The organism is Robbsia betulipollinis, from assembly GCF_026624755.1.
Classification (GTDB): Bacteria; Pseudomonadota; Gammaproteobacteria; order Burkholderiales; family Burkholderiaceae; genus Robbsia; species Robbsia betulipollinis.
Window position 1 is genome coordinate 1,025,230 of sequence record NZ_JAPMXC010000001.1, and the last position, 21,037, is coordinate 1,046,266.

Genomic DNA, 21,037 nt, shown 5'->3' on the forward strand with positions numbered 1-21,037 from the left:
TTTTTTGAAAACAATTTTCTTTTTCCCATCAATCGTTAAAGCAGCGGCTTATACATATGTTCTTCGTCATAGAACCGCCCGTTGACTCGCAGTGCCCGCGGCGCCATTCCAATCTTCTGGAATCCTTGCGACGCATAAAGGCCTTTTGCAGGAGTATTTTCCGTGTTTACCCATAACATCAATTGAACACATTTCCATTTCTCAGCCACATGCGCTGTCGCTGCCGCCAAAAGCTTTTGGGCAATTCCATGGCCGCGGTGCGAAGGGCCAACGAATACGCCCCAAACCGTCGCCATATGAGCGACTTGTTGCAGTGGTTCGCGACGTATGCCCGTGATGCCCACCAATACCTCGCCGTCGAAAGCACCAAAAACGGCTTGTATCGATGTTTTTCGAATGCGGTCAGCAATCTGTTCCAGCGTCAGAACCATCTGTTCTTCCCGCGTTGGCCATATCGCTGTTGGTGAATTCTCAATTGCAACGAGACGCAATGATTTAAACTGTTCGGCGTCGCTTTCAGTAAGTAGGCGTAATGTGATCATGTCGATGCGTGAGAATTTTTTAAGAAGCCGCGGTAGTCCCCCCATTTTTAACGGTCGTACCGCGATAGTTAACTTCTGCTTTGGCGGGATGCCGCCAATGGCTGTATTCGGTCGTTCGTGATTGTATGACCATAACCACTTGGTCGCATAGTCTTGCAACTCGACGACGGTGTCGAAGTGGTAATGAGCAAGCCAATCTTACCTCACGGTTTTGTTACAGCGTTCGATGTAGGCATTCTGTTGTGGCTTATCAGGCTGTATGAACTGCAGCGCGATGCCAGGTCTTTCGGCCCAGTCTTTCAATGCCCCGCTGACATATTCCGGCCCGTTGTCGCAGCGAATTTTCAGCGGCGTTCCACGCCATTCAATGACTTGATTCAACGAGCGAATCACGCGTCGTGCCGGCAACGAGAAGTCCACATCGATGCATAGTCCTTCGCGATTGGAAGTCGTCGATCACGTCGAACAATCGAATGCTACGGCCGTCTGCGAGCTGGTCGTGCATGAAGTCCATCGATCGACATTCGCTCAGTGCCGTGGGCACGGCTAATGGCTCTGGCTGCTCGCGTACGAGGCGCTTGCGTGGCTTGATACGTGAATTCAGTTCCAGCTGCCGGTATATTCGATAAACCCTTTTGTGGTTCCAGCCGAGCCCTTTGACGTTGCGCAGGTACAAAAAACATAGGCCAAAACCCCAGTTTCGCTGATTGTGTGTGAGCTTCACCAGCCAATCAGCGATGACCTCATTTTCGGCGCAGCGCTTCGACTCATAGCGATAGCAGGTCTCGCCAATACCAAATGTCATGCACGCCAGACGCACGTTCATCCCGCGTTCTCGCACCGCTCGGTGGGCCATCTCTCGTCGGTGAGATGGCCTCACCACTTTTTTTCAAGCGCCTCGCGCACGACCTCCGCCTTCAAGCGTTCCTCGGCATACATCTTCTTCCGTCGCGCGTTTTCGATCTCCATTTCTTTCATTCGAGTCATCAACACCGCATCCATGCCGCCGTACTTTGATCGCCATTTGTAGAAGCTCGCGCTGCTCATGCCATGCTCGCGGCAGAGCTCTGAAACCGGCGTTCCAGCCTCTGCCTGCTTCAATATCGCGATGATTTTGCTTTCCGTAAATCGAGACGTCTTCATGCAAAATTTCCTGTCGGTGCTGCTGCGAGAAAATTCTACCTTGAACGACCGTCATTCTGTGGGGGGACTACCATCCCACAGTCGACAAGGCGCTTTTCCTGGAACTTTTATCCGATGTCTCGGGCTATGTACCGTGAAGGACCCGCTTACTTGTGCAATGCTCCCGGCTGCATTAGATAAGTACTGCAAATCATCTCAAGAGTATGAGATGGTCGATAACGCGACTTTATACTATTACGTTCCGTGCCGTTGCAAGAGGTAAAAATAATTTTAGCGGGTTGCTAGGAAAAGTTATAAACCCATGATGGTTGTAGAAACATGCTGCAATTCCGTCTTTCGCGTCAACGACCAGCGCATACGCGGCAATCTCTGCACATACAGCCCGGCTCAACGCATCGGCTAACAATGCCCCTCCTAATCCCTTACCTTTGAAATATTGATCGACCGCCAAGCGTCCCATCGATATGGCAGGCACAGAAGGATACCGAGGCAACTTCTTTGCAACAGCAGAAGGCAAATCAGCAAGGAGTACGCTGGTAGACGCCAAAGTGTAAAACCCGGCAACTCTCCCAGCATTAGTCACCGCGACGAAGCATGCCGTAATCCGTCGACGTACGTCTTGCGAGACTTGCGTTCGAAAATATCGATCCAACGGCTCTGAGCCACTATCGAACTGTGATCGTTCGATATCGCTGTTCAAAGCAACAACTCTGAAAGTTTCGTCAGTCATTCGGGCCTCAAAAGCTTACGGCGACGCGCCACGGCCCGTACCAACGCCGGTGTGGGGGCCGGAGGGGAAAGCAACGCTTGCGCAAAGCACTCTTGGTCGGCTAACGACAAGCGCATCACCTCGGCTTGTTCAATAGCCTTTTGGGCAGCTTCCTGGACGGCCGCAACAACGAAATCGGTCATGGTTCTACCCTGCAACTCGGCAGCACGCTTCAACAAGGAATGAAGGTCGAGACTGATACGAGCTTCTAGGCGAGCAGTGGCACTTGTGGACATGGTCTAGCTCCTTTTCCAAATTGTACGGCTATTTGCCGTACAATTCCACCTGATAGATGTCTGGCCGATTTTTCTCGTTCGCCAAATGGAAGCGCAGCACTTACAGGAACTGGGGAGGCGTGGCCGTTACGGGTCATCAGGACTGTTCCCAACGCTATGGCTGTCATCCACGTCCTTGAGATGAGACAGGTTGGAACCATGAAGTCACGCGAGCGCGTATCAAAAACTAAAAGTATTAGACACGTCTAATACTTTCACGCATTTCTGCCCTCAAAACTTTAACCCCAGAAACGACAAAAGCCAACATAACCATATGATTATGTTGGCTTAAATCTGGTCGGGGCGAGAGGATTTGAACCTCCGACCACTTGCACCCCATGCAGCATTAGAACGAAAATTTCTCTATTCTTTTCATATACTTACGCTTCATATGTCCAATTTCCCCATTAGCGTGCCTTCCCGACCTTTCAAGGGTTTTCAGGCATTGAATTGGGCTTTATTGGAAGCTCGAGCCTATTCTGGCGCGGGCCTGGGAACGGGCTTGTAGCGTCCTTCGAATATGGCAAAACAGTGCATCAAACGACTGCCGTGGTGTACCGCTCAATGTTGAGCAGTTCATCACCCATTGCGTCTTTCCTAGCTGCGATATCGTAGTCGAGTTGAAGACCAGTCCAGAATCCATCGCTTGTGCCAAAGAATCGAGACAACCGCAGGCCCGTATCTACGCTGATTGCCCGCTGGCCCGCGATGATCTCACCGATCCGACTTTGTGCGACCCCAATCGCTTTCGCCAATCGATACATCGAAATTCCCATCGGGACCAAAAACTCTTCCTGAAGAATCTCGCCCGGAGTGGGATATTGGACCTCCCTGCTCATATTTTTCCCCTAATGATAGTCAACGATTTCCACCTCAAATGCATTGCCATCTTGAAAGCGGAAACAAATACGAAACTGGTCGTTAATCCTGATGCTACATGTCCCAGCCCTATCGCCACGGAGTAACTCTAGACGATTGGCCGGTGGGACGCGTAAATCATCCAGTACTGTTGCCCGATTCAACATCGCCAATTTTCGCATCGCCACGCTTTCGAAATTCACAAAGCGAGCCACTCTTTTCCCGGAAAAAAGTGTTTGAGTGTCGGAGCAACGAAAACTTAGGATCATGACCGTACCATACACCTACTTTATACTACCGTCAAGCAGTAGCATAACGCGACGCAGGAGTATGAAATGACCGCTATCCTGAGCAGATCCAAGACCATCTGCACCCTGTGAGACGAGTGCGATGGAATTGACCTTTATATCGAACTGCCCTGCCTTCGGCGCAGGTACGTCGCTTTTCACTATATGTAGTCTTAGGCGTAAGCGTCCAGGCAAGGCATCTTGCTTGGTGGATTTGGCTGAGTTCGGGCTAGATGAAGCGTGGGATGCCCGCCCGTTACGTCCCCACTTATTTTCGTAAGCGGGGACCTATTTTCAGACGCGCGATGACGCGGGAGTTGAACCCATCAGCGTCCACGGCAGTAGATCATCGATCTGGTTGACCGGATGATCGGCGATGCGCGTGAGCACCTCGCGCAGATATGCCTCGGGGTCCAGGCCGTTGAGTTTGGCTGTGCCGATGAGGCTGTACATCGCCGCCGCCCGGTGGCCACCGGCATCCGAGCCCGCGAACAGATAGTTTTTACGCCCAAGCGCGACCGCGCGTAGGGCGCGTTCCACTGCGTTATTGTCTATTTCGGCACGGCCGTCGCGNGCGAACGTGTTCAANGCCTCCCAGCGCTTCAACGCGTACTGGATCGCCCCGGCAAGCGCGGACTTGCTCGACAGGGCCGGCAGCAAGCCTTGCATCCAGGCATGCAGATCGCGCAGCAGTGGTTGCGTGTGTTCGACGCGCATCGCCAGGCGCTGGTCGGGCGGTTGGCCGCGTATCTCGGCTTCGACCGCGTAGAGCGCCGCGATGCGGCGCACCGCTTCGCCGGCCGTCGGTGACGGGTGCGACTGGGTGATGTCGTGGAACTTGCGGCGCACGTGGGCCCAGCATGCGGCCGGCACGCGCGTACCGTCGACGTAGAGCTTGTCGTAGCCCGCGAAGCCGTCGGCATGGATGATGCCGTCGAACGCTTGTAAATGGCTCTGCGGATGTTCGCCGCGCCGNTCCGGCGTGTAGGCCATCCATACGGCNGCAAGTGCCGTACTCCCGCTGGGCCGCTCATCACGCACGTAGGCCCACAGGCGCCCCGTCGCCGTCTTGCCTCGCCCTGGTGCGAGCACGGGTACTGGGGTGTCGTCGGCATGCAGCGCGGCCCCGGCCATCACGTAGCGNCGCAGCGCCTCCACCAGCGGGCGCAGCAAGCGCGTTACGCCACCGACCCACTCCGTGAGGGTCGAGCGCTCGATCTCCACGCCGCTTCGCGCGTGGATCTGCACCNGCCGGTACAGNGGCAAATGATCACTGTATTTGCTCACCACCACGTGAGCCAGCAGGCCCGGGCCGGCGAGGCCGCGGGCGATCGGCCGGGACGGCGCGCTCGCCTGCACGAGCGTCTGGCAACAGGCACAGCCAAGCTTGCGGCGCACGTGACGGATCACCCGGAAGCTTGCCGGCACGTACTCGAGCTGTTCGGCGACATCCTCGCCGATGACTTGAAGCGCGCCACCACAGTCCGGACACTGATCGTGCGGGGGCGCGTGATCGATCGTCTCACGCGGCAGATGCTCGGGCAGGGGCTTGCGCGTGCGTTGGGTCCGCTCGATGGTCTCGGGCGTTTGCGGAGGCGGATCCTCACCCTTGTCGAGCAGCACCTCCTCGAGCTTGAGCTCGAGTTGCCCGACCTCCTGTTCCATCTTCTCGGATTTACGGCCGTACATCGCCCGCCGCAGCGCCGCGATCTGGATCTGCAGGTTCTCGATGAGCAACGAGCGCACGTCGGCGGCCACTTCGAGTGCGCGGACCTCGCCGCTCAGGCGCTCGACCATGCGTTTAAGCGCCTCGACGTCGTCGGGTAGGGGATCGGGAGGAGGACGTGACGCGGCCATGGCCGCCATGTTACCGGCGCCGCGGGACGTTTACAACCTCTGCCTCACGCAGCCAGCGTCGGAGCGGTGCGTACCGTATGGCGCCAGTCGATGCCCTCGAGCAGCATCGCGAGTTGTGCCGCCGTTAGATGCACACCACCGGTGGCAACCTGAGGCCAGACGAAGCGCCCGCGCTCCAGACGTTTGCTCAGCAGGCACAGGCCATGGCCATCCCACCAGAGCACTTTAATGAGATCGCCGCGGCGCCCACGGAAGACGAACACGTGGCCGCCGAAGGGGTTCGAGGCAAGCGTGTTCTGCACAATAGCGGCCAGGCCGTTGAAGCCCCGGCGCATGTCGGTGACACCGGCGATCAGCCAGACCTGCGTGCCACCGGGCAGACCGATCAACGTGCGCCTCGTAGATGAGCCAGCAGCAAGCACCACGCTCCCTCATCGACCGTGCCACGCAGCACGATCGTGTTCGCCCCCTGCCGCCACTCGATCTCGCCTGACACGGGCGGGGTGGCCCCAGGCTGAGACGCCGCGAGCGGAGCGGGTTCGATCATCCTGACGGGTACCAGTGCGGGCAACGGCATCGGACTAACACCCGTATCCAATAAATACTCGCGCCGCCACCGGGCAAGCTGGTTCGTGTTGAGGCCGTTGGCTAACGCCACCGCGGCCATCGAGACGTCGGGGCGCAACGTCTGTTCCACCAACTCCCGCTTGAACGTCTTACTGAAGCGTCGACGTGCTGTCGACGGCTTGACCTCGACTACATCCGGCTCTTCTCTCATCGCTTCCGACTCCGTTATGAAATCGGAAATCGTCGCGCTTTTAGATCGGATGGAGAAGATGTGCTGGCTGAACGCTTACGGATCACACCGTAAATCGATCCCGCTGGCTTGCCTAGCGCCCGTCCGATGCCAAGAAACGATTCACCTGCCCGCCACCGCCGCCACACCTCTGCCTTACCTTCTACCGGCAAACCAGGCCGTCCCATTTGTGCCATTCGTTAACCCTCCCTTATTCAATATTAATAGGAAGGTGTTGCAACGACCCGTTGAACGTGCCCTGGCCGTCTTCAAAATATCGTTGGCGCGGCGTAGTTTCTTGACCTCGCGCTCCAGCGCCTTCAGGCGCTCTCGTTCGTCGCTTGACAGGCCTTCGCGCTGCCCCTTACCAACCTCGTCGCGCTTCACCCAATCCAACAGCGTCTGCGGCACGCAGCCTATCTTCGGCGCGATGGACTCGACCGCTGCCCACAATGACGGGTACTCGCCACGGTGTTCCTGCACCATGCGCACGGCCCGCTCGCGCATCTCTGGGGAAAATTTGTTTGTCTTCGTCATGACACCATTCTCTCAAGAATTGGTGCCTCCTCAAAATCCGGGGCGATTCACCGCAGCCTGGGGCGCAAAAGCTTCGTGCCTGATGAGTTGCGTATTGTGCATCGGCCTGAAGAGATCGCCACGCGAAAATGGCCTGGACACTGGGAAGGCGATCTCATCAAAGGCGCATCCAATCGTTCGTGCGTGGGAACATTGGTCGAACGCAAAACGCGGTTCGTGGTGCTGTGCTGCATGGATGGTTGCACGGCCAGCGATGCCCTGGAAGGCTTTACGCGTCAGATGAAAAAGCTGCCGGCCTTCCTGCGCGAGAGTCCGACCTACGATCGCGGCACGGAGATGACCTGTCATGTCGAGCAGGCCCGGCAGTTGAATCTGGACATCTGGTTCGCGGACCCGTATGCGCCATGGCAACGCGGTAGTAATGAGAACACGAACGGTTTGTTGCGTCAGTTCCTGCCAAAGGGAATGGACCTGTCGGGAATCAGCCAGATGCAGTTGAATGACATTGCCAAGTTACTCAACGGCCGTCCCCGTCAGACGTTGGGCTGGAAAACCCCGGAAGAAGTCATGGCGATGGAATTGGCCGATGCCGGATTAGCAAACCGTTGCACTTGACCGTTGAGACCGCCCGGGCTCAGATTATTTGTGCAAGCCGATTGAAAGCCTGGTAAGTGAAAATTTTGTTGACATCAATTCCCCAATCTATTATTTTTATGATTCTTGTAAACTGTTGAAGATTGATAAATCAATATATCATGACTCCCGAGCGCATCATGATAGTCAATTTTATTGCCAAAGATTATTGGCTTTGCTATTTCAAATAGCTCCCCTGAATAGCTTTTATTTATCGTATTTACCAAATTTGCCGATTTGGCAAGGGCTTTGATCAGCCGTGAATATTGGTCGAATACGTCGGCAGCTGGCCGATTTTCTAAGGAGTGTGGGTGACAATGAAAAAGACATTTATCTTTCTCGCCGTTGCCAGCCTGCTGCTGCTGGCCATCTCGATACCGCTGATCCTGCAAAAGGTACCGCCCAACGAGTTTTATGGAGTCCGCACTCATTCGACGCTCGCCAATGGGGACAACTGGTACAAAACAAATAAGCTGTATGGCGAGTGCATGGTCTTGTCGACGCTGCTGTTTTTTTGTGTAAGTGTTGTGGTCGGGGGCTGGCGAAAAACGGGAAACGATGCAATCAATATCGGCTTGTTCGTGGTGCAGGTCGGTGTCCCTACGGTCATCAGCTTGTTATATAGCAATTCTTATTTAAGATAAGGAAAGAACATGGAACAGGTTGGTTTTTACCAGAACTCGTTAAGCCTAAGAAACTCCCTGGCTGGAAATCCGACACTTCTGTCGGATTTCAGGAAAAATCCTGTCAAGACAATTCGCGAAAATGTGTTGGATTTTTCGATAGATCAGAATGGCGAGCAGATTATGCTATCCCATTATCTTGAAAATGTTTCCGATACGGCAAGGCGTGTGATCGTCAGTTCCATAATGGGACCAATTAATTCGGACTTTTCGCGCGGCCAGCGAGCCGCCGGTGACGATACCGGCGACGATTGGATCGACGACGTACATGGCGGAATTGCGGCAACAGCTGTTGCAGTGGTCAACGTAATCACCGTAGCAAATGCCAATGTGGTTGCCAACGCCAACGCGACCGCCAATGTCAATGCCATCTCAAATGCTAATGCGATTTCCAATTCGAACTCGCTCGGCTTCGGTTCGGCAAATTTGGACGATGAAGCGGCCGGCAGTGTTCAGATACATATCGGCGAGAATGTATCGAGCGAAAAGCTCACTGATACGCTGCAAGATCGCGGGCTGAACGTATATCGCCGTGCCGCGCTGCTCAAGCATCTGGCATGGAAGTATCGTCCGCTCGAAGCGCACGGCGAGGAACGCATCACGGTGCTGGCGCAGTACAAGAACCTGAAGATCGAACTGACAGTGGCATGTGACAGCAACAAATGGCAGCTCCTGAAGGCCGATCTGTTTCATTAATGGCATCGGGATACGCCTGGCGGTATGTGGAGGTCTCTCCGGGAGACGGTTCTAGGCATGATTCAGGCAGCCCAACTCCGTAGGCGATAGCGTCTCGCCGTTGTCGGTTGCGTTCCTACGGCTTCCGGCATGTCGAAAGCCGTGCGCACGGCTGCAAACTCAACACGAGAGACCCAAGTGATAACGTGGCGCAGCATGCTTGTCCCGCTCGCGCCACGCGGAACACTCGAAAAATCCGACTTGCTTATTTTGAGAGGTAAATGAGATGGTCGATGTCAGTCAATTCACTGTTTTGACGACGAATCAATGTACGGCAGCGTGCGGCCATTGCCTGATGAATTCGTCGCCGGAGCGGCGCGGACGGCTCTCCCTAGACACCATTTCTGAAACGATCACCAATCTTCTGGAACATGGTAGCCCATTAAGGCTGGTGATTTTCGCGGGAGGGGAGCCGACGCTGCTAAAATCCGACCTGCTCGATGCGATTGCATTCTGCGCAAGCAAGGGGCTAGAGACGCGCATGGTGACCAACGCGTCGTGGGCTGTGACGCCGAAGGTGGCTGAGCGCATGGTCGAATCGTTCAGGGAGGCGGGCCTCGCCGAGATCAACTACAGGGCGGTCTCAACAGTCAAGTGCAACGGTTAGCGAATCCTTCGGCGGCCAACTCCATTGCCATGACTTCTTCCGGGGTTTTCCAGCCCAGTGTCTGACGAGGACGGCCATTGAGCAATCTGGCAATGTCGTTGAGTTGCATCTGGCTCACTCCCGACAGGTCGATCCCTTTGGGCAAGAACTGACGTAGCAGACCATTCGTGTTTTCATTGCTGCCGCGTTGCCATGGCGCGTACGGATCAGCGAACCAGATATCCAAGTTCAATTGCCGGGCCAATTCGACATGACAGGTCATCTCCNACTGGCGCGCGACGCTGGGCGAGACGCATCCGGTGCTCGCGCTGCCCACCGACGCGCCGCGCCAGGCGCGCGCGTCGTACCGTGCGGCGCGGCATCGGGTGCGGCTGCCCGCGGGGTTGTCGCAGGCGCTCAGGGCGCGCGCGCAGGCGAGTTCGGCGACGCCCTTCATGGTGCTGCTCGCCGCGTTCCAGGCACTGCTGCACCGCTACACGGGACAGGACGACATCCGGGTGGGCGTGCCGGTGGCGAACCGGCATCGGGTGGAGACCGAGCCATTGATCGGATTTTTCGTCAACACGCAGGTGCTGCGCGCGCGCGTGACGGGACACGACACGCTGGGGACCTTGCTGGAGCGTGCGCGCGAAGCGACGCTGGGCGCGCAGGCGCATCAGGATCTGCCGTTCGACGCACTGGTGGACGCCCTGCGCCCCGAGCGCAGTCTGGATCACACGCCGCTGTTCCAGGTGATGTTCAACCACCAGCGCAGCGACTGGCGCGCCCTCGACGGCCTGCCCGGCCTGCGCGTCGAGCGCTACCGCCTGCCGCAACCCCTGGCGCAGTTCGAGTTGATGCTGGATACGCGCGAGGAAACCGATGGCACGCTGAGCGTCGAGGTCACGTATGCGCGCGAACTGTTTCACGACGCGACGATCGCGCGCTTCGTGCGGCATTACCAGCGCTGCCTGAGCGCTTACGCGCATGGCGGGCTGAACCGGCCGTTGCACGACGTCGTCCTGCTGGACGACGCGGAGACCGACATGATCGCGGGCTGGAGCCGCCATCCCGCCGGCGGCGTCGACAGTGCCGACAGCGAACCGGTGTTCCGGCATTTCGAGCGGCACGCGGCCCGTCATCCGGAGGACATCGCACTGGTGTGCGGCGCGGCGGTGATGCGCTATGGCGAATTGAACGCGCGGGCCAATCAGCTCGCGCACTGGCTGGGCACGCAGGGCATCGGCGTCGAATCGCGCGTGGGCGTGGCCGCGGAACGTTCGTTCGAACTGGTCATCGCCTTGTGTGCCATCGTCAAGGCGGGCGCCGCCTATGTGCCGCTCGATCCGGCCTATCCCGCCGATCGGCTCGCCTACATGATCGCCGACAGCCGGCCGGCGCTGGTGCTGCGGCAATCCGGCCTGAGCTTGCCGGAGATCGACGGCACGCCGTGCGTCGCGCTCGATGCGATCGCGACCGATGCGTTCGCTGCCGGCGATCCCGCGCCGCCGCTGCACGGCGCCAACCTGGCGTACGTCATCTACACCTCCGGTTCCACCGGCCGTCCGAAAGGCGTGGGCAACCACCACGCCGCCTTGCGGAACCGGCTGGCGTGGATGCAGCACGCCTATAACCTGCGGCGCGGCGAGGCGGTGCTGCAAAAAACGCCTTTCGGCTTCGACGTCTCCGTATGGGAGTTCTTCTGGCCGCTGATGGTGGGCGCCCGCCTCGTGCTCGCGGAACCCGGCGCGCACCGCGACCCGTCGCGGCTTGCTGCCATCATTCGCGAGCAGCAGGTCGGCACCGTGCATTTCGTGCCCTCCATGCTGGAGGCCTTCATGGACAGCGGCGCGGGCGCGGCGTGCGCCGGCACGCTCGCCCGGGTGATCTGCAGCGGCGAGGCATTGTCCGCGGATCTGCAGCGGCGCGTGTTTCGGGACCTGCCGGGCGTGGCGTTATACAACCTGTACGGGCCGACGGAAGCGGCCATCGACGTCACCGCCTGGACCTGCGTCGACGAACCCGGCCGGCCGGTGCCGATCGGCCGGCCGATCGCGCGCACGCAAACGTGGGTGCTCGATGCGCAGCTGTCGCCGGTGCCGCCGGGCGTGCCGGGCGAGCTGTATCTGGGCGGTGCGGGGCTGGCGCGCGGCTATCTGCGGCAACCCGCCCTGACGGCCGAGCGTTTCGTGCCGGACCCGTTTTCGCGGGACGGCGGAGCGCGCCTGTACCGTACGGGCGACCTGGTGCGCTGGCGCGAAGACGGCGCGCTCGACTATCTCGGCCGGCTCGATCACCAGGTGAAGATCCGCGGCCTGCGCATCGAACCCGGCGAGATCGAGGCGGTCCTGAGACAGGAACCCGGCGTGCGGGAGGCGGTGGTGACGACATCCGGCGAGCGGCTGGTGGCGTACGTCACCGGCGCCGTGCCCGAACCGGCGGCACTGCGCGCGCGGCTCGCCGGCACGCTGCCGGACTACATGGTGCCCTGGCGCATCGTGGTACTCGACACATTGCCGCTGGGTGAGAACGGCAAACTCGATCGACGCGCCCTGCCGGAGCCGGCGAGCGATGTCGCGGGCGACGCGGACGGGGAAGCGCCGCGCCCCGGCGTCGAAACGCAACTGGCCACGATCTGGAGCGCCTTGCTGGGCGTCGCGCAAATCGGACGGCACGACGATTTCTTCGATCTCGGGGGGCATTCCCTGCTGGCGGTGCGTCTGAACGCCCGCATCGGCCTGGAGCTGGGCGTCGGTCTGCCGCTCGCCGCGCTCTTCGAAGCGACGACGCTCGCCGGACACGCCGCCGCGATCGAGCGCGCGCGTGCGGATCAGCCTGGCGATGCCGTGTTGCAGGGCCTGGATCTTTTTATGGATACACTTTGAATTCGGTCATGGAAAAGGATACAGCGCGGCGCATCGCCGAACGGTTCAGCGAGTTGACGCCCGACAAACGTCGCCTGTTCTGGGAAAAAATGACGCAGCAGGGGGTCAGCTGTTCGCAGTTGCCGATCGTGCGTCGCCACCGGCCGGCCGGCGTCGGCACGCCGGCCTCCCACGCACAGCAAAGGCAGTGGTTCCTGTGGCAGTTGGCGCCGCACAGCAGCGCGTATCACATCGCGGGCGGACTCTGGCTGACGGGCACGGTGGACGCGCCGGCATTGCGCGCGAGCCTGGAAGCGATCGTCGCGCGGCATGAAGTATTGAGGACGCGCTTCGTGGCGAACGAGGCGGGGCGGGTCGAGCAATGGATCGATGCGGCCGGACGGCTGGACTGGCGCGAGGCGCGCCTCGCGCCGACGCAGATCGAACCGGTGACGCGTGCCTGGGCGGACACGCCCTTCGACCTGGAGCAGGGCCCGCTGCTGCGCGCGGCGCTGCATCACGAGACGAGCGCGGCGGGCGCCGGCGGGCGCTGCCTGCTGGCGCTGGCGCTGCACCACATCGTGGCCGACGGCTGGTCGATCCAGGTGCTGCTCGAGGAGCTGGTGGCGCACTATCGCGCCGCGCTCGCGGGCGGGGCGCCGTGCGTGGCGGCCTTGCCGGTGCAGTACGCGGACTACGCGGCGTGGCAGCGCGACTGGCTGGAAGCGGGCGAGCAAACGCGGCAGCTCGCGTACTGGCGCGCGACGCTGGGCGAGACGCATCCGGTGCTCGCGCTGCCCACCGACGCGCCGCGCCAGGCGCGCGCGTCGTACCGTGCGGCGCGGCATCGGGTGCGGCTGCCCGCGGGGTTGTCGCAGGCGCTCAGGGCGCGCGCGCAGGCGAGTTCGGCGACGCCCTTCATGGTGCTGCTCGCCGCGTTCCAGGCACTGCTGCACCGCTACACGGGACAGGACGACATCCGGGTGGGCGTGCCGGTGGCGAACCGGCATCGGGTGGAGACCGAGCCGTTGATCGGATTTTTCGTCAACACGCAGGTGCTGCGCGCGCGCGTGACGGGACACGACACGCTGGGGACCTTGCTGGAGCGTGCGCGCGAAGCGACGCTGGGCGCGCAGGCGCATCAGGATCTGCCGTTCGACGTGCTGGTGGACGCCCTGCGCCCCGAGCGCAGTCTGGATCACACGCCGCTGTTCCAGGTAATGTTCAACCACCAGCGCAGCGACTGGCGCGCGCTTGACGGCCTGCCCGGCCTGGGCGTCGAGCGCCACGCGCTGCCCGATGCCGCCGCCCCCTATGAACTGACGCTGAACGTGGTGGAGGACGCCGCGGGCGCATGCGACGTCGAGCTGATCTACGCACGGGAATTGTTCGAGGCGACGACGATGGCGCGGTTCGCCACGCATTACCTGAACATGCTGGCGGCGTTCTCGCACGATACGATGCAATGCGCGGGAGATGTGGAACTGCTCGATGCCGCGCAGCGCGAACAGTTGCGCGCATGGAGCACGTTCGCGGCGCGACAGGACGACGCGGATCGGGACATCGCGCAGCAGGATGCCGTGCCGGCCCCGGCGCAGGCATTGGTGCACGAGGTCTTCGCCGCGCGCGCCGCGCAAACGCCGACGGCGCTTGCCGTGATACACGGCGACGCGCGTTGGGATTACCGAACACTCGACGCGGCCGCCAATCGACTGGCGGCACGGTTGCGACGCGCGGGCGTGGGCCCCGAGGTGCGGGTCGGTTTGGCGCTGTCGCGCTCGCCGGCGCTGGTCGTCGCATTGCTCGCGGTGCTGAAGGCGGGTGGCGCCTACGTGCCGCTGGACCCAGCCTATCCCACCGAACGCCTGGCCCTCATGCTCGCCGAAAGCGGCGCGCCGCTCCTGCTCACGGACGCGGCAGCCCGCCCGCGTCTGCCGACATCGACGACGGTTCGCGTGCTGGAGATCGATACGCGCGATATCGCCGCGGCGGCGCCGAACGATCCGGCATGCGATCCGGCATATGATCCGGCATATGATCCGGCATGCGATCCGTCTCACGCCGCCACGCCGAAAACACGCGCGGACAACCTTGCCTACATCGTCCACACCTCCGGATCGACGGGACGGCCCAAGGGCGTGGCGGTTCCGCATGGCGCGCTGGCCCGGCACTGCACGGCCATCGGTGCGCGCTATGGCATCACGGCGCAAGACCGTTGCCTGCATTTTGCCTCGATCGGCTTCGACGCGGCCGCCGAGCAACTGTTGATGCCCCTGATGCACGGCGCCGCGTTGCTGCTGCGCGATGACGAAGTGTGGTCGGTACAACGCCTCACGCAGGAAATCCGCACGCACGGCATCACCGTGCTCGATCTGCCGCCCGCTTACGCCGACGCCTTCGCGCGCGAGGTCGCGCCCGGGGCCGTGAACGTCCGCGTCTGCATCGTCGGTGGCGAAGCGTGGTCCGCCGCCGGGTTCGAGGCGGTTCGCACCCGGCTCGCGGCGCAACGCGCGTTCAACGCCTACGGTCCCTCCGAGGCGGTCATCACCCCCACGGTATGGGAAGCGCGCGACGACGCGGCGAATGCGGCCCTGACCGTCATGCCCATCGGCCGGCCCGTGGGAACGCGCACTGCGTGGGTGCTGGACGCGCGTCTCAACCTGGTGCCGCCCGGCGTCCCGGGCGAATTGCACCTGGGCGGCCTCGAACTCGCCCGCGGCTATCTCGATCAGCCCGCGCAGAGTGCCGAGCGGTTCGTCCCCGATCCTTTCTCGCGCGTACCCGGCGCGCGCCTGTACCGCACCGGCGACATCGTGCGCTGGCGTGCCGACGGCGAGTTGCTGTACCTCGGACGTCAGGACCAGCAAGTGAAGATTCGCGGTTTCCGGATCGAGCCGGGCGAGGTGGAGGCGCGCCTGCGCGCGCAACCGGGCGTGAGCGGTGCCATCGTCATGGTGGTGGAAGGTCCGGGCGCACGGCGTCTGGTCGCGTATGCGACCGCCTTGCCGGGCGTGGTGGCAAGCGTTTCGTCGCTACGGGCGGCGCTCGCGGCCGTCCTGCCCGACTACATGGTGCCCTGCGCCATCGTCCTGCTCGACGACTGGCCGCTCGGCCCCAACGGGAAAGTGGACCGGCGGGCATTGCCCGTGCCCGATGCGGCGCCGCCCGTCGACGACGCCGGGCCCCAGGGGGCGGTGGAAGCGCAATTGGCCGCGATCTGGCAGCGTTTGCTGCGGCGCGAGCGCATCGGCCGTCACGACAACTTTTTCGAACTCGGCGGCGATTCGATCATGAGCCTGCAAATCGTCGCCCAGGCGCGGCGGGCCGGGCTGAGCGTGAGCGCGCGCGAGATCTTCGAGCAGCAGACCATCGCGCAATTGGCGGCGTGCGCGACGCCTTTGGAGAGCAACGCGCCGACCGGGTACGGGGTCGACGAACCGATCGACCGTGCCGCGCCCGTGCCGTTGCTGCCGATCCAGGCGTGGTTTTTCGCCGAACCGTTTCCGGATCGCCACCACTGGAACCAGTCGGTCCTGCTGCACCTCGACGCGGCGCCCGACGTCGCGGCGCTCGAATACGCGCTGCGCGAAGTCATCGCGCATCATCCCGCGCTGCAGTTGCGGTTCGCGCCCGATTGCGCCCTTCCGGGCGGCGCCGGCTGGCGACAGTACCATGCGGCCGCATCCCCCGCATCCCCCGCATCCGCTTCGGACGCTTCTCTGCTGCCGCTCCTCGCGGACGTGGCTCCGGAGGAGATCGACGCGCACTGCGACGTGGCGCAGCGCGGCCTCGATCTGACCCAGGGTCCGGTGATCCGGGCGTTGGCGCTCGCGGTCAGCGACGGCAGCTGGCGCTTGTTCATCGCCGCGCATCATCTCGTCGTCGATACCGTGTCGTGGCGCATCCTGCTCGATGATGTGCAGCAGGTCTATCTGCGGCGGCGTGCGGGCGCGGCGGCATCGTTGCCCGCGCCCACGCTGTCTTACCAGGCATTCGGGCGGCAGTTGCAGCGCGCGGCGCGCAGCCCGGCGCTGGCGGCCGACGCCGCGTACTGGCGGGCGACCGGCGCGCTCGACGCGGCGTTGCCCGCGCGTGCGGTGGGCAACGCCGCGCCGAGCGCGCGACAGATCGATGCGCCGGTCGATGCGCCGGTCCACGCCACGGTGCGGCTGGACCGCGATACGACGCATCGTTTGCAGCTGAGCGGGGCGCGCGCGTACCGGCTCGCCCTGGTGGACGTGTTGCTGGCGGCCACCGGCCGCGCGCTGTGCCGTTTCGCCGAACGCGCGGAATTGCGCATCGATCTCGAAGGCCACGGACGCGAGAGCCATTTCGGTCCCGCCGATCTGAGCCGGACCGTCGGATGGTTCACGACCGTGTATCCGTTCCGGCTCGCGGCCATGGGCGACATCGGCGCCGCACTCAAGCGCGTGAAGGAGGCGCGCCGCGCCGTGCCCCATGGCGGCATGAGCTTCGGGATGCTGAAGTACCTGGGCACGGCGGCGCAGCGCGAGGCGCTGGCCGACGTCGGGCATGCCGAGGTGCTTTTCAACTATCTGGGGCAGCTCGACCGGATGACGGCAGACGCGGCGGGAATGTCGGCCACCGCGTCGGCCACCGCGCCGGCCACCGCGTCGGCCACCGCGCCGGCTGCCGCGCGCGATATCTGGCGGCTGGCGGACGAGACCGGCGGCGCGGCGTCGAGCGCGCGCAATCGCGCTACCCACGTACTGGACATCGCCGCGCAGGTGCGCGACGGCGCGCTGTCGCTGACGCTCGCGCATCCGCGAGGGGACCGGTACGGCAGCGCGGAACTCGCCGCCCTGGCCGCGGATCTGCGCGCCGAATTGTCCGGCATCCTCGCGCACTGCGAAAGCGGCGCGTCTGGCCTCACGCCGTCGGACGTCCCGCTCGCGGGGCTCGATCAGGCGCAGCTCGATGCGTTGCCGATCCCCTTCGAAACCGTGCAGGACCTCTACCCGCTCTCGCCGATGCAGACCGGCATCGTGTTCCAAAGTTTGCTGGGGCGGCAATCCGGGGCCTACGTCAATCAGCTGCGCGTCGACATCGACCGCCTCGACGCCGCGCGCTTCGTCGCGGCATGGGAATCCGCCGCGTCCCGGCACGACGCCCTGCGCACGGGCTTTCTGATGCTGGACGATGCGCCGCGGCAATGGGTGACGCGCGCCGTGAGCCTGCCGCTGCGCGCCGAAGACTGGCGCGCGGCGGATCCCGGCACGCGGGAGGCGCGGCTCGAACGCTTCGCCGCGGACCAGCTCGCCCAGCCCTTCGATTTGGCGCGGCCCCCGCTGTGGCGGGTCGCATTGCTGCGCACCGGCGCGGCACGCCACCATTTCGTATGGACGTTCCATCATGCGCTGATCGATGGCTGGAGCGCCGCGCAGCTGCTGGCCGAGGTACTTGCCACCTATGAGGGCCGCGCACCAACCGAACCGGCCGGGCGGTATCGCGCCTTCATCGCGCATCTCGCTTCGGGCGCCGGTGCCGCGAGCGAAGCGTGGTGGCGCGAACAGGTCGCCTTGCTCGATGGGCCGACGCTGCTTGGCGCGGCCTTGCCGCCCGCCCGGACCGCGCACGGAAAAACGAACACGCCGGCGAAAAAAGGCGCGGACGAGGCAGCGCACACCCATGGCACCGTGTCGCTCGCGTGGAACGCCGCGCGCACCGCCGCGCTGAGCCGCTTCGCCCAGTCGCACCATGTGACGCTCAATACGCTGGTGCAGGCCGCGTGGCTGATCCTCTTGCAGCGCTATACCGGGCAGCGGACCGTCACGTTCGGCGCGACCGTCGCGGGCCGCCCGGAAACGCTTGCCGGCGTCGAGCGCATGGTGGGTCTTTTCATCAACACGATTCCCGTGATCGGCGCGCCGCAGCCGTCGCTGAGCGTGGCGGCGTGGCTCGCGCGCCTGCAGCAAGCGGGCGTGGCGGCGCGGGAGCACGAGCACGTCGCGCTCTACGACATCCAGCGGTGGGCCGGGCTGGAGGGCGGGCAGGCGCTGTTCGACAGCCTGCTGGTGTTCGAGAACTATCCCGTCGACGAGATCCTGAGCGCGACGGGTACGCGGGACCTGCATTTTTCCGGGCTGCGCAACGAGGACCGCACCAGCTATGCGTTGACGCTGTCGATCACCCATGCGCAGGCCGGCGGCCCCGGGCAGCATCAGCACCGCGCGGCGCGAGGCGACGCCGCACAAGCCGAATCCGGGTCGCTCGCGTCGGGCGAGGCGCGTCTGCGCATCGCGTTCGATTACACGCGGGACACGTTCGACGCGCCGCAGATCGAGCGGATCGCCGCGCAGCTCTCGATGTTGCTCGATGCGTTCGTTGCGCATCCGCAGGCCACGCTCGGCTCGCTGGACATGCTGCCCGACGCCGAACGCGCGCTGCTCGCGCGCTGGGGCCGCGGTGTCGACGTGCCGGTCGCGCCGGACGTTTGCACCCGCATCGCCGCGCAGGCCGCGTTGCGCCCGCACCGGCAAGCGGTGGTGCTGGACGGCGCGTCGCTGGACTACCGTACGCTCGAATGCCGCGCCGCCCGGGTCGCGGACGCGCTGCGCGCGGCCGGGGTCGGCGCGGACGACCGTGTGGGCATCGCGATGGCGCGGTCCCTGGACATGATCGTCGCGGTGCTGGGCGTGCTCAAGGCCGGCGGCGCGTACGTGCCGCTCGATCCGTCCTACCCGGACGAGCGCCTGGCGTTCATGATCCAGGACAGCGGCATGAAATGGGCGTTGACGGCGGATGCGGATGCGACGAACGGGCGGGATGGGACGCGCTCGACGGACGCGACGGGTACGCACAGGGGGACAGGCACGACGGCTCGCGCCGCGTTCGCGCGCCTGGGCGTGACCACCCTGGACGTCACCGCCATCGCACAAACCCGCACCGCCGCGCCGGCCGGAGAAACGGACGAAGGCCCCCATCCGCCGCATCCCCAACAGCTCGCCTATCTCATCTACACCTCCGGCTCAACCGGACAGCCCAAGGGCGTGGGCATCACGCACGATGCGCTCGCCCGCCACACCGACTTCGGCATCGGCTGGTTCGACGTGACGTCCGACGATCGCGTCCTGCAGTTCTCGACGTTCAACTTCGACGGTTTCATCGAGCAGGTGTTTCCCACCCTGTGCGTGGGCGCGACGCTGGTCTTGCGGGGCCCGGACCTGTGGAGCAGTGCGCAGTTCCAGGCCGAGCTGGCCCGCGAACGCATCACCGTGGCGGATCTGACCACCGCGTACTGGCATGCCCTCGCGCAGGATTTCGCCGGGCAACCCGGGGCGCGCCAGGCCTGCGCGACGTTGCGGCGGGTGCACGCGGGCGGCGAGGCCATGCCCGCCGACGCCGTGCGCGCCTGGCACGCCGCCGGACTCGGGCACATCACGCTGGTCAATACCTATGGCCCGAGCGAGGCGACGGTCACAGCGACCGCGTTCGACTGCACGCCCAATGGCACGGCTGGCACGGCTGGCACGGCGGCCGCGTCGATGTGGCCGGGCGGCGTCCCGCTGGGACGGCCGCTGGGCGGCCGGACAGTCTGCGTCCTCGACGCGCAATCGAACCTGGCGCCGATGGGTGCGGTGGGCGAGTTGTGCATCGGTGGCGCACTCCTTGCGCGAGGCTACCACGATCGGCCCGGGCTCACCGCGTCGCGCTTCATCGCCGATCCGCGCGCCGCGGCGGCCCCCGACGTGATCGCTGGCGCGCGTCTGTACCGCACCGGCGATATCGTGCGCTGGCGGGAGGACGGGGAGTTGCTGTATCTCGGCCGTAACGATCACCAGGTCAAGATACGGGGTTTCCGTATCGAACCGGGCGAGATCGAAGCGTGCCTGCTGCACCAGCCCGAGGTGCGCGAAGCGGCGGTGGTGACCCGGGCCGCGTCCGGCGGTCTTCGCCTGCTCGCCTACGTCTCGCTGGCGCGGGACAGGTCCGGCGGCGCGGCGGCCGACGCCGCCACGACGTTGCGCACGCGGGTGGCCGAGCGGCTCCCCGACTACATGGTGCCCTCGGCGGTCATCGTGCTGGACGCGCTGCCGCTGAACCCCAATGGCAAGATCGACCGGCACGCACTGCCCGAGCCCGTCGATCCGCCCGCGCCGTCCGATCCTGCGACACGTCCCCAGGGAGAAATCGAAACGACGCTTGCCGCGATATGGGAACAGGTGCTGGCAACGTCGCCGGTCGGTCGCACGGACCGCTTCTTTGCGCTGGGCGGGCATTCGCTCGCGGCCATGCAGGTGCAATCGGCGATTCGCACGCGGCTGGGATGCGACGCGCCGCTTGCCGATCTGATGAGCAACCAGCCGTTGCATGCCCTGGCCGACACGCTCCGGGCGTTGCGCCCGGCAGCGGCGCAGGACGCGGTCATGGCCGATGAAATGCGCGATATCCTGGCGCAGCTGTGAAGGCGCGTCCGCCGCGCGAGCGGAGGCCGGTCGACGCGCCGATCGT

The 21,037-nt window shown here is 63.5% G+C and carries 13 protein-coding genes and 4 pseudogenes; 6 read left to right on the forward strand and 11 right to left on the reverse strand.

Features of this window, described 5'->3' with window-relative positions; genetic code table 11:
- Positions 1-35 precede the first annotated feature (35 nt).
- The 10 genes and pseudogenes from OVY01_RS04435 to OVY01_RS04480 all read right to left on the reverse strand — a co-directional run.
- Positions 36-542 (reverse strand): GNAT family N-acetyltransferase, encoded by a 507-nt coding sequence (locus OVY01_RS04435; protein WP_267847665.1) that lies wholly within the window; start codon positions 540-542, stop codon positions 36-38.
- 60 nt (positions 543-602) lie between these two features.
- Positions 603-1,685, reverse strand: a pseudogene (locus OVY01_RS04440) (IS3 family transposase); the annotation flags it as partial.
- A 226-nt stretch (positions 1,686-1,911) separates the two neighbouring features.
- On the reverse strand, positions 1,912-2,415 hold the full coding sequence (locus OVY01_RS04445) for a GNAT family N-acetyltransferase (RefSeq protein WP_267845939.1): 504 nt from the start codon (positions 2,413-2,415) through the stop codon (positions 1,912-1,914).
- Entirely contained in the window at positions 2,412-2,690 is a 279-nt protein-coding gene (locus OVY01_RS04450) for a type II toxin-antitoxin system TacA family antitoxin (RefSeq protein ID WP_267845942.1), read from the reverse strand. The genes OVY01_RS04445 and OVY01_RS04450 overlap by 4 nt, the downstream gene beginning before the upstream one ends.
- Before the next feature lie 575 nt (positions 2,691-3,265).
- Entirely contained in the window at positions 3,266-3,568 is a 303-nt protein-coding gene (locus OVY01_RS04455; protein WP_267845944.1) for a HigA family addiction module antitoxin, read from the reverse strand.
- A 9-nt stretch (positions 3,569-3,577) separates the two neighbouring features.
- Positions 3,578-3,856, reverse strand: a complete 279-nt coding sequence (locus OVY01_RS04460; RefSeq protein ID WP_267845945.1) for a type II toxin-antitoxin system RelE/ParE family toxin — start codon at positions 3,854-3,856, stop codon at positions 3,578-3,580.
- 312 nt (positions 3,857-4,168) lie between these two features.
- Positions 4,169-5,731, reverse strand: coding sequence for an IS66 family transposase (tnpC, locus tag OVY01_RS04465; protein WP_267847666.1), 1,563 nt, complete (start codon positions 5,729-5,731; stop codon positions 4,169-4,171).
- 44 nt (positions 5,732-5,775) lie between these two features.
- A complete protein-coding gene (gene tnpB / locus OVY01_RS04470; RefSeq protein ID WP_267845946.1) occupies positions 5,776-6,120 on the reverse strand; it encodes an IS66 family insertion sequence element accessory protein TnpB in 345 nt (114 codons plus the stop codon).
- Positions 6,117-6,509, reverse strand: a complete 393-nt coding sequence (tnpA, locus tag OVY01_RS04475) for an IS66-like element accessory protein TnpA (protein ID WP_267845949.1) — start codon at positions 6,507-6,509, stop codon at positions 6,117-6,119. The genes tnpB and tnpA overlap by 4 nt, the downstream gene beginning before the upstream one ends.
- A gap of 273 nt (positions 6,510-6,782) precedes the next feature.
- Positions 6,783-7,064, reverse strand: a pseudogene (locus OVY01_RS04480) (transposase); the annotation flags it as partial.
- A gap of 57 nt (positions 7,065-7,121) precedes the next feature.
- Here OVY01_RS04480 and OVY01_RS04485 point away from each other — a divergent pair.
- From OVY01_RS04485 to OVY01_RS04500, 4 genes and pseudogenes are all read left to right on the forward strand, one after another.
- A pseudogene (locus tag OVY01_RS04485) lies at positions 7,122-7,679 on the forward strand (IS30 family transposase); the annotation flags it as partial.
- Positions 7,680-8,014: 335 nt separating this feature from the next.
- Complete coding sequence (locus tag OVY01_RS04490) at positions 8,015-8,341, forward strand: SdpI family protein (protein ID WP_267845953.1); 327 nt, start codon at positions 8,015-8,017, stop codon at positions 8,339-8,341.
- Between the two features lie 9 nt (positions 8,342-8,350).
- A complete protein-coding gene (locus OVY01_RS04495) occupies positions 8,351-9,076 on the forward strand; it encodes a hypothetical protein (protein ID WP_267845954.1) in 726 nt (241 codons plus the stop codon).
- Between the two features lie 265 nt (positions 9,077-9,341).
- Complete coding sequence (locus tag OVY01_RS04500) at positions 9,342-9,722, forward strand: radical SAM protein (RefSeq protein ID WP_267845955.1); 381 nt, start codon at positions 9,342-9,344, stop codon at positions 9,720-9,722.
- On the opposite strand, the pseudogene OVY01_RS04505 reads toward OVY01_RS04500, so the two are convergent.
- Positions 9,706-9,996: pseudogene (locus tag OVY01_RS04505) on the reverse strand (IS30 family transposase); the annotation flags it as partial. The gene OVY01_RS04500 and the pseudogene OVY01_RS04505 overlap by 17 nt on opposite strands.
- A gap of 25 nt (positions 9,997-10,021) precedes the next feature.
- On the opposite strand from OVY01_RS04505, the gene OVY01_RS04510 reads away from it, so the two are divergent.
- Complete coding sequence (locus tag OVY01_RS04510) at positions 10,022-12,586, forward strand: amino acid adenylation domain-containing protein (protein ID WP_432422181.1); 2,565 nt, start codon at positions 10,022-10,024, stop codon at positions 12,584-12,586.
- Between the two features lie 8 nt (positions 12,587-12,594).
- Positions 12,595-20,991, forward strand: coding sequence for a non-ribosomal peptide synthetase (locus tag OVY01_RS04515; protein WP_267845957.1), 8,397 nt, complete (start codon positions 12,595-12,597; stop codon positions 20,989-20,991).
- Positions 20,992-21,037: the final 46 nt, after the last annotated feature.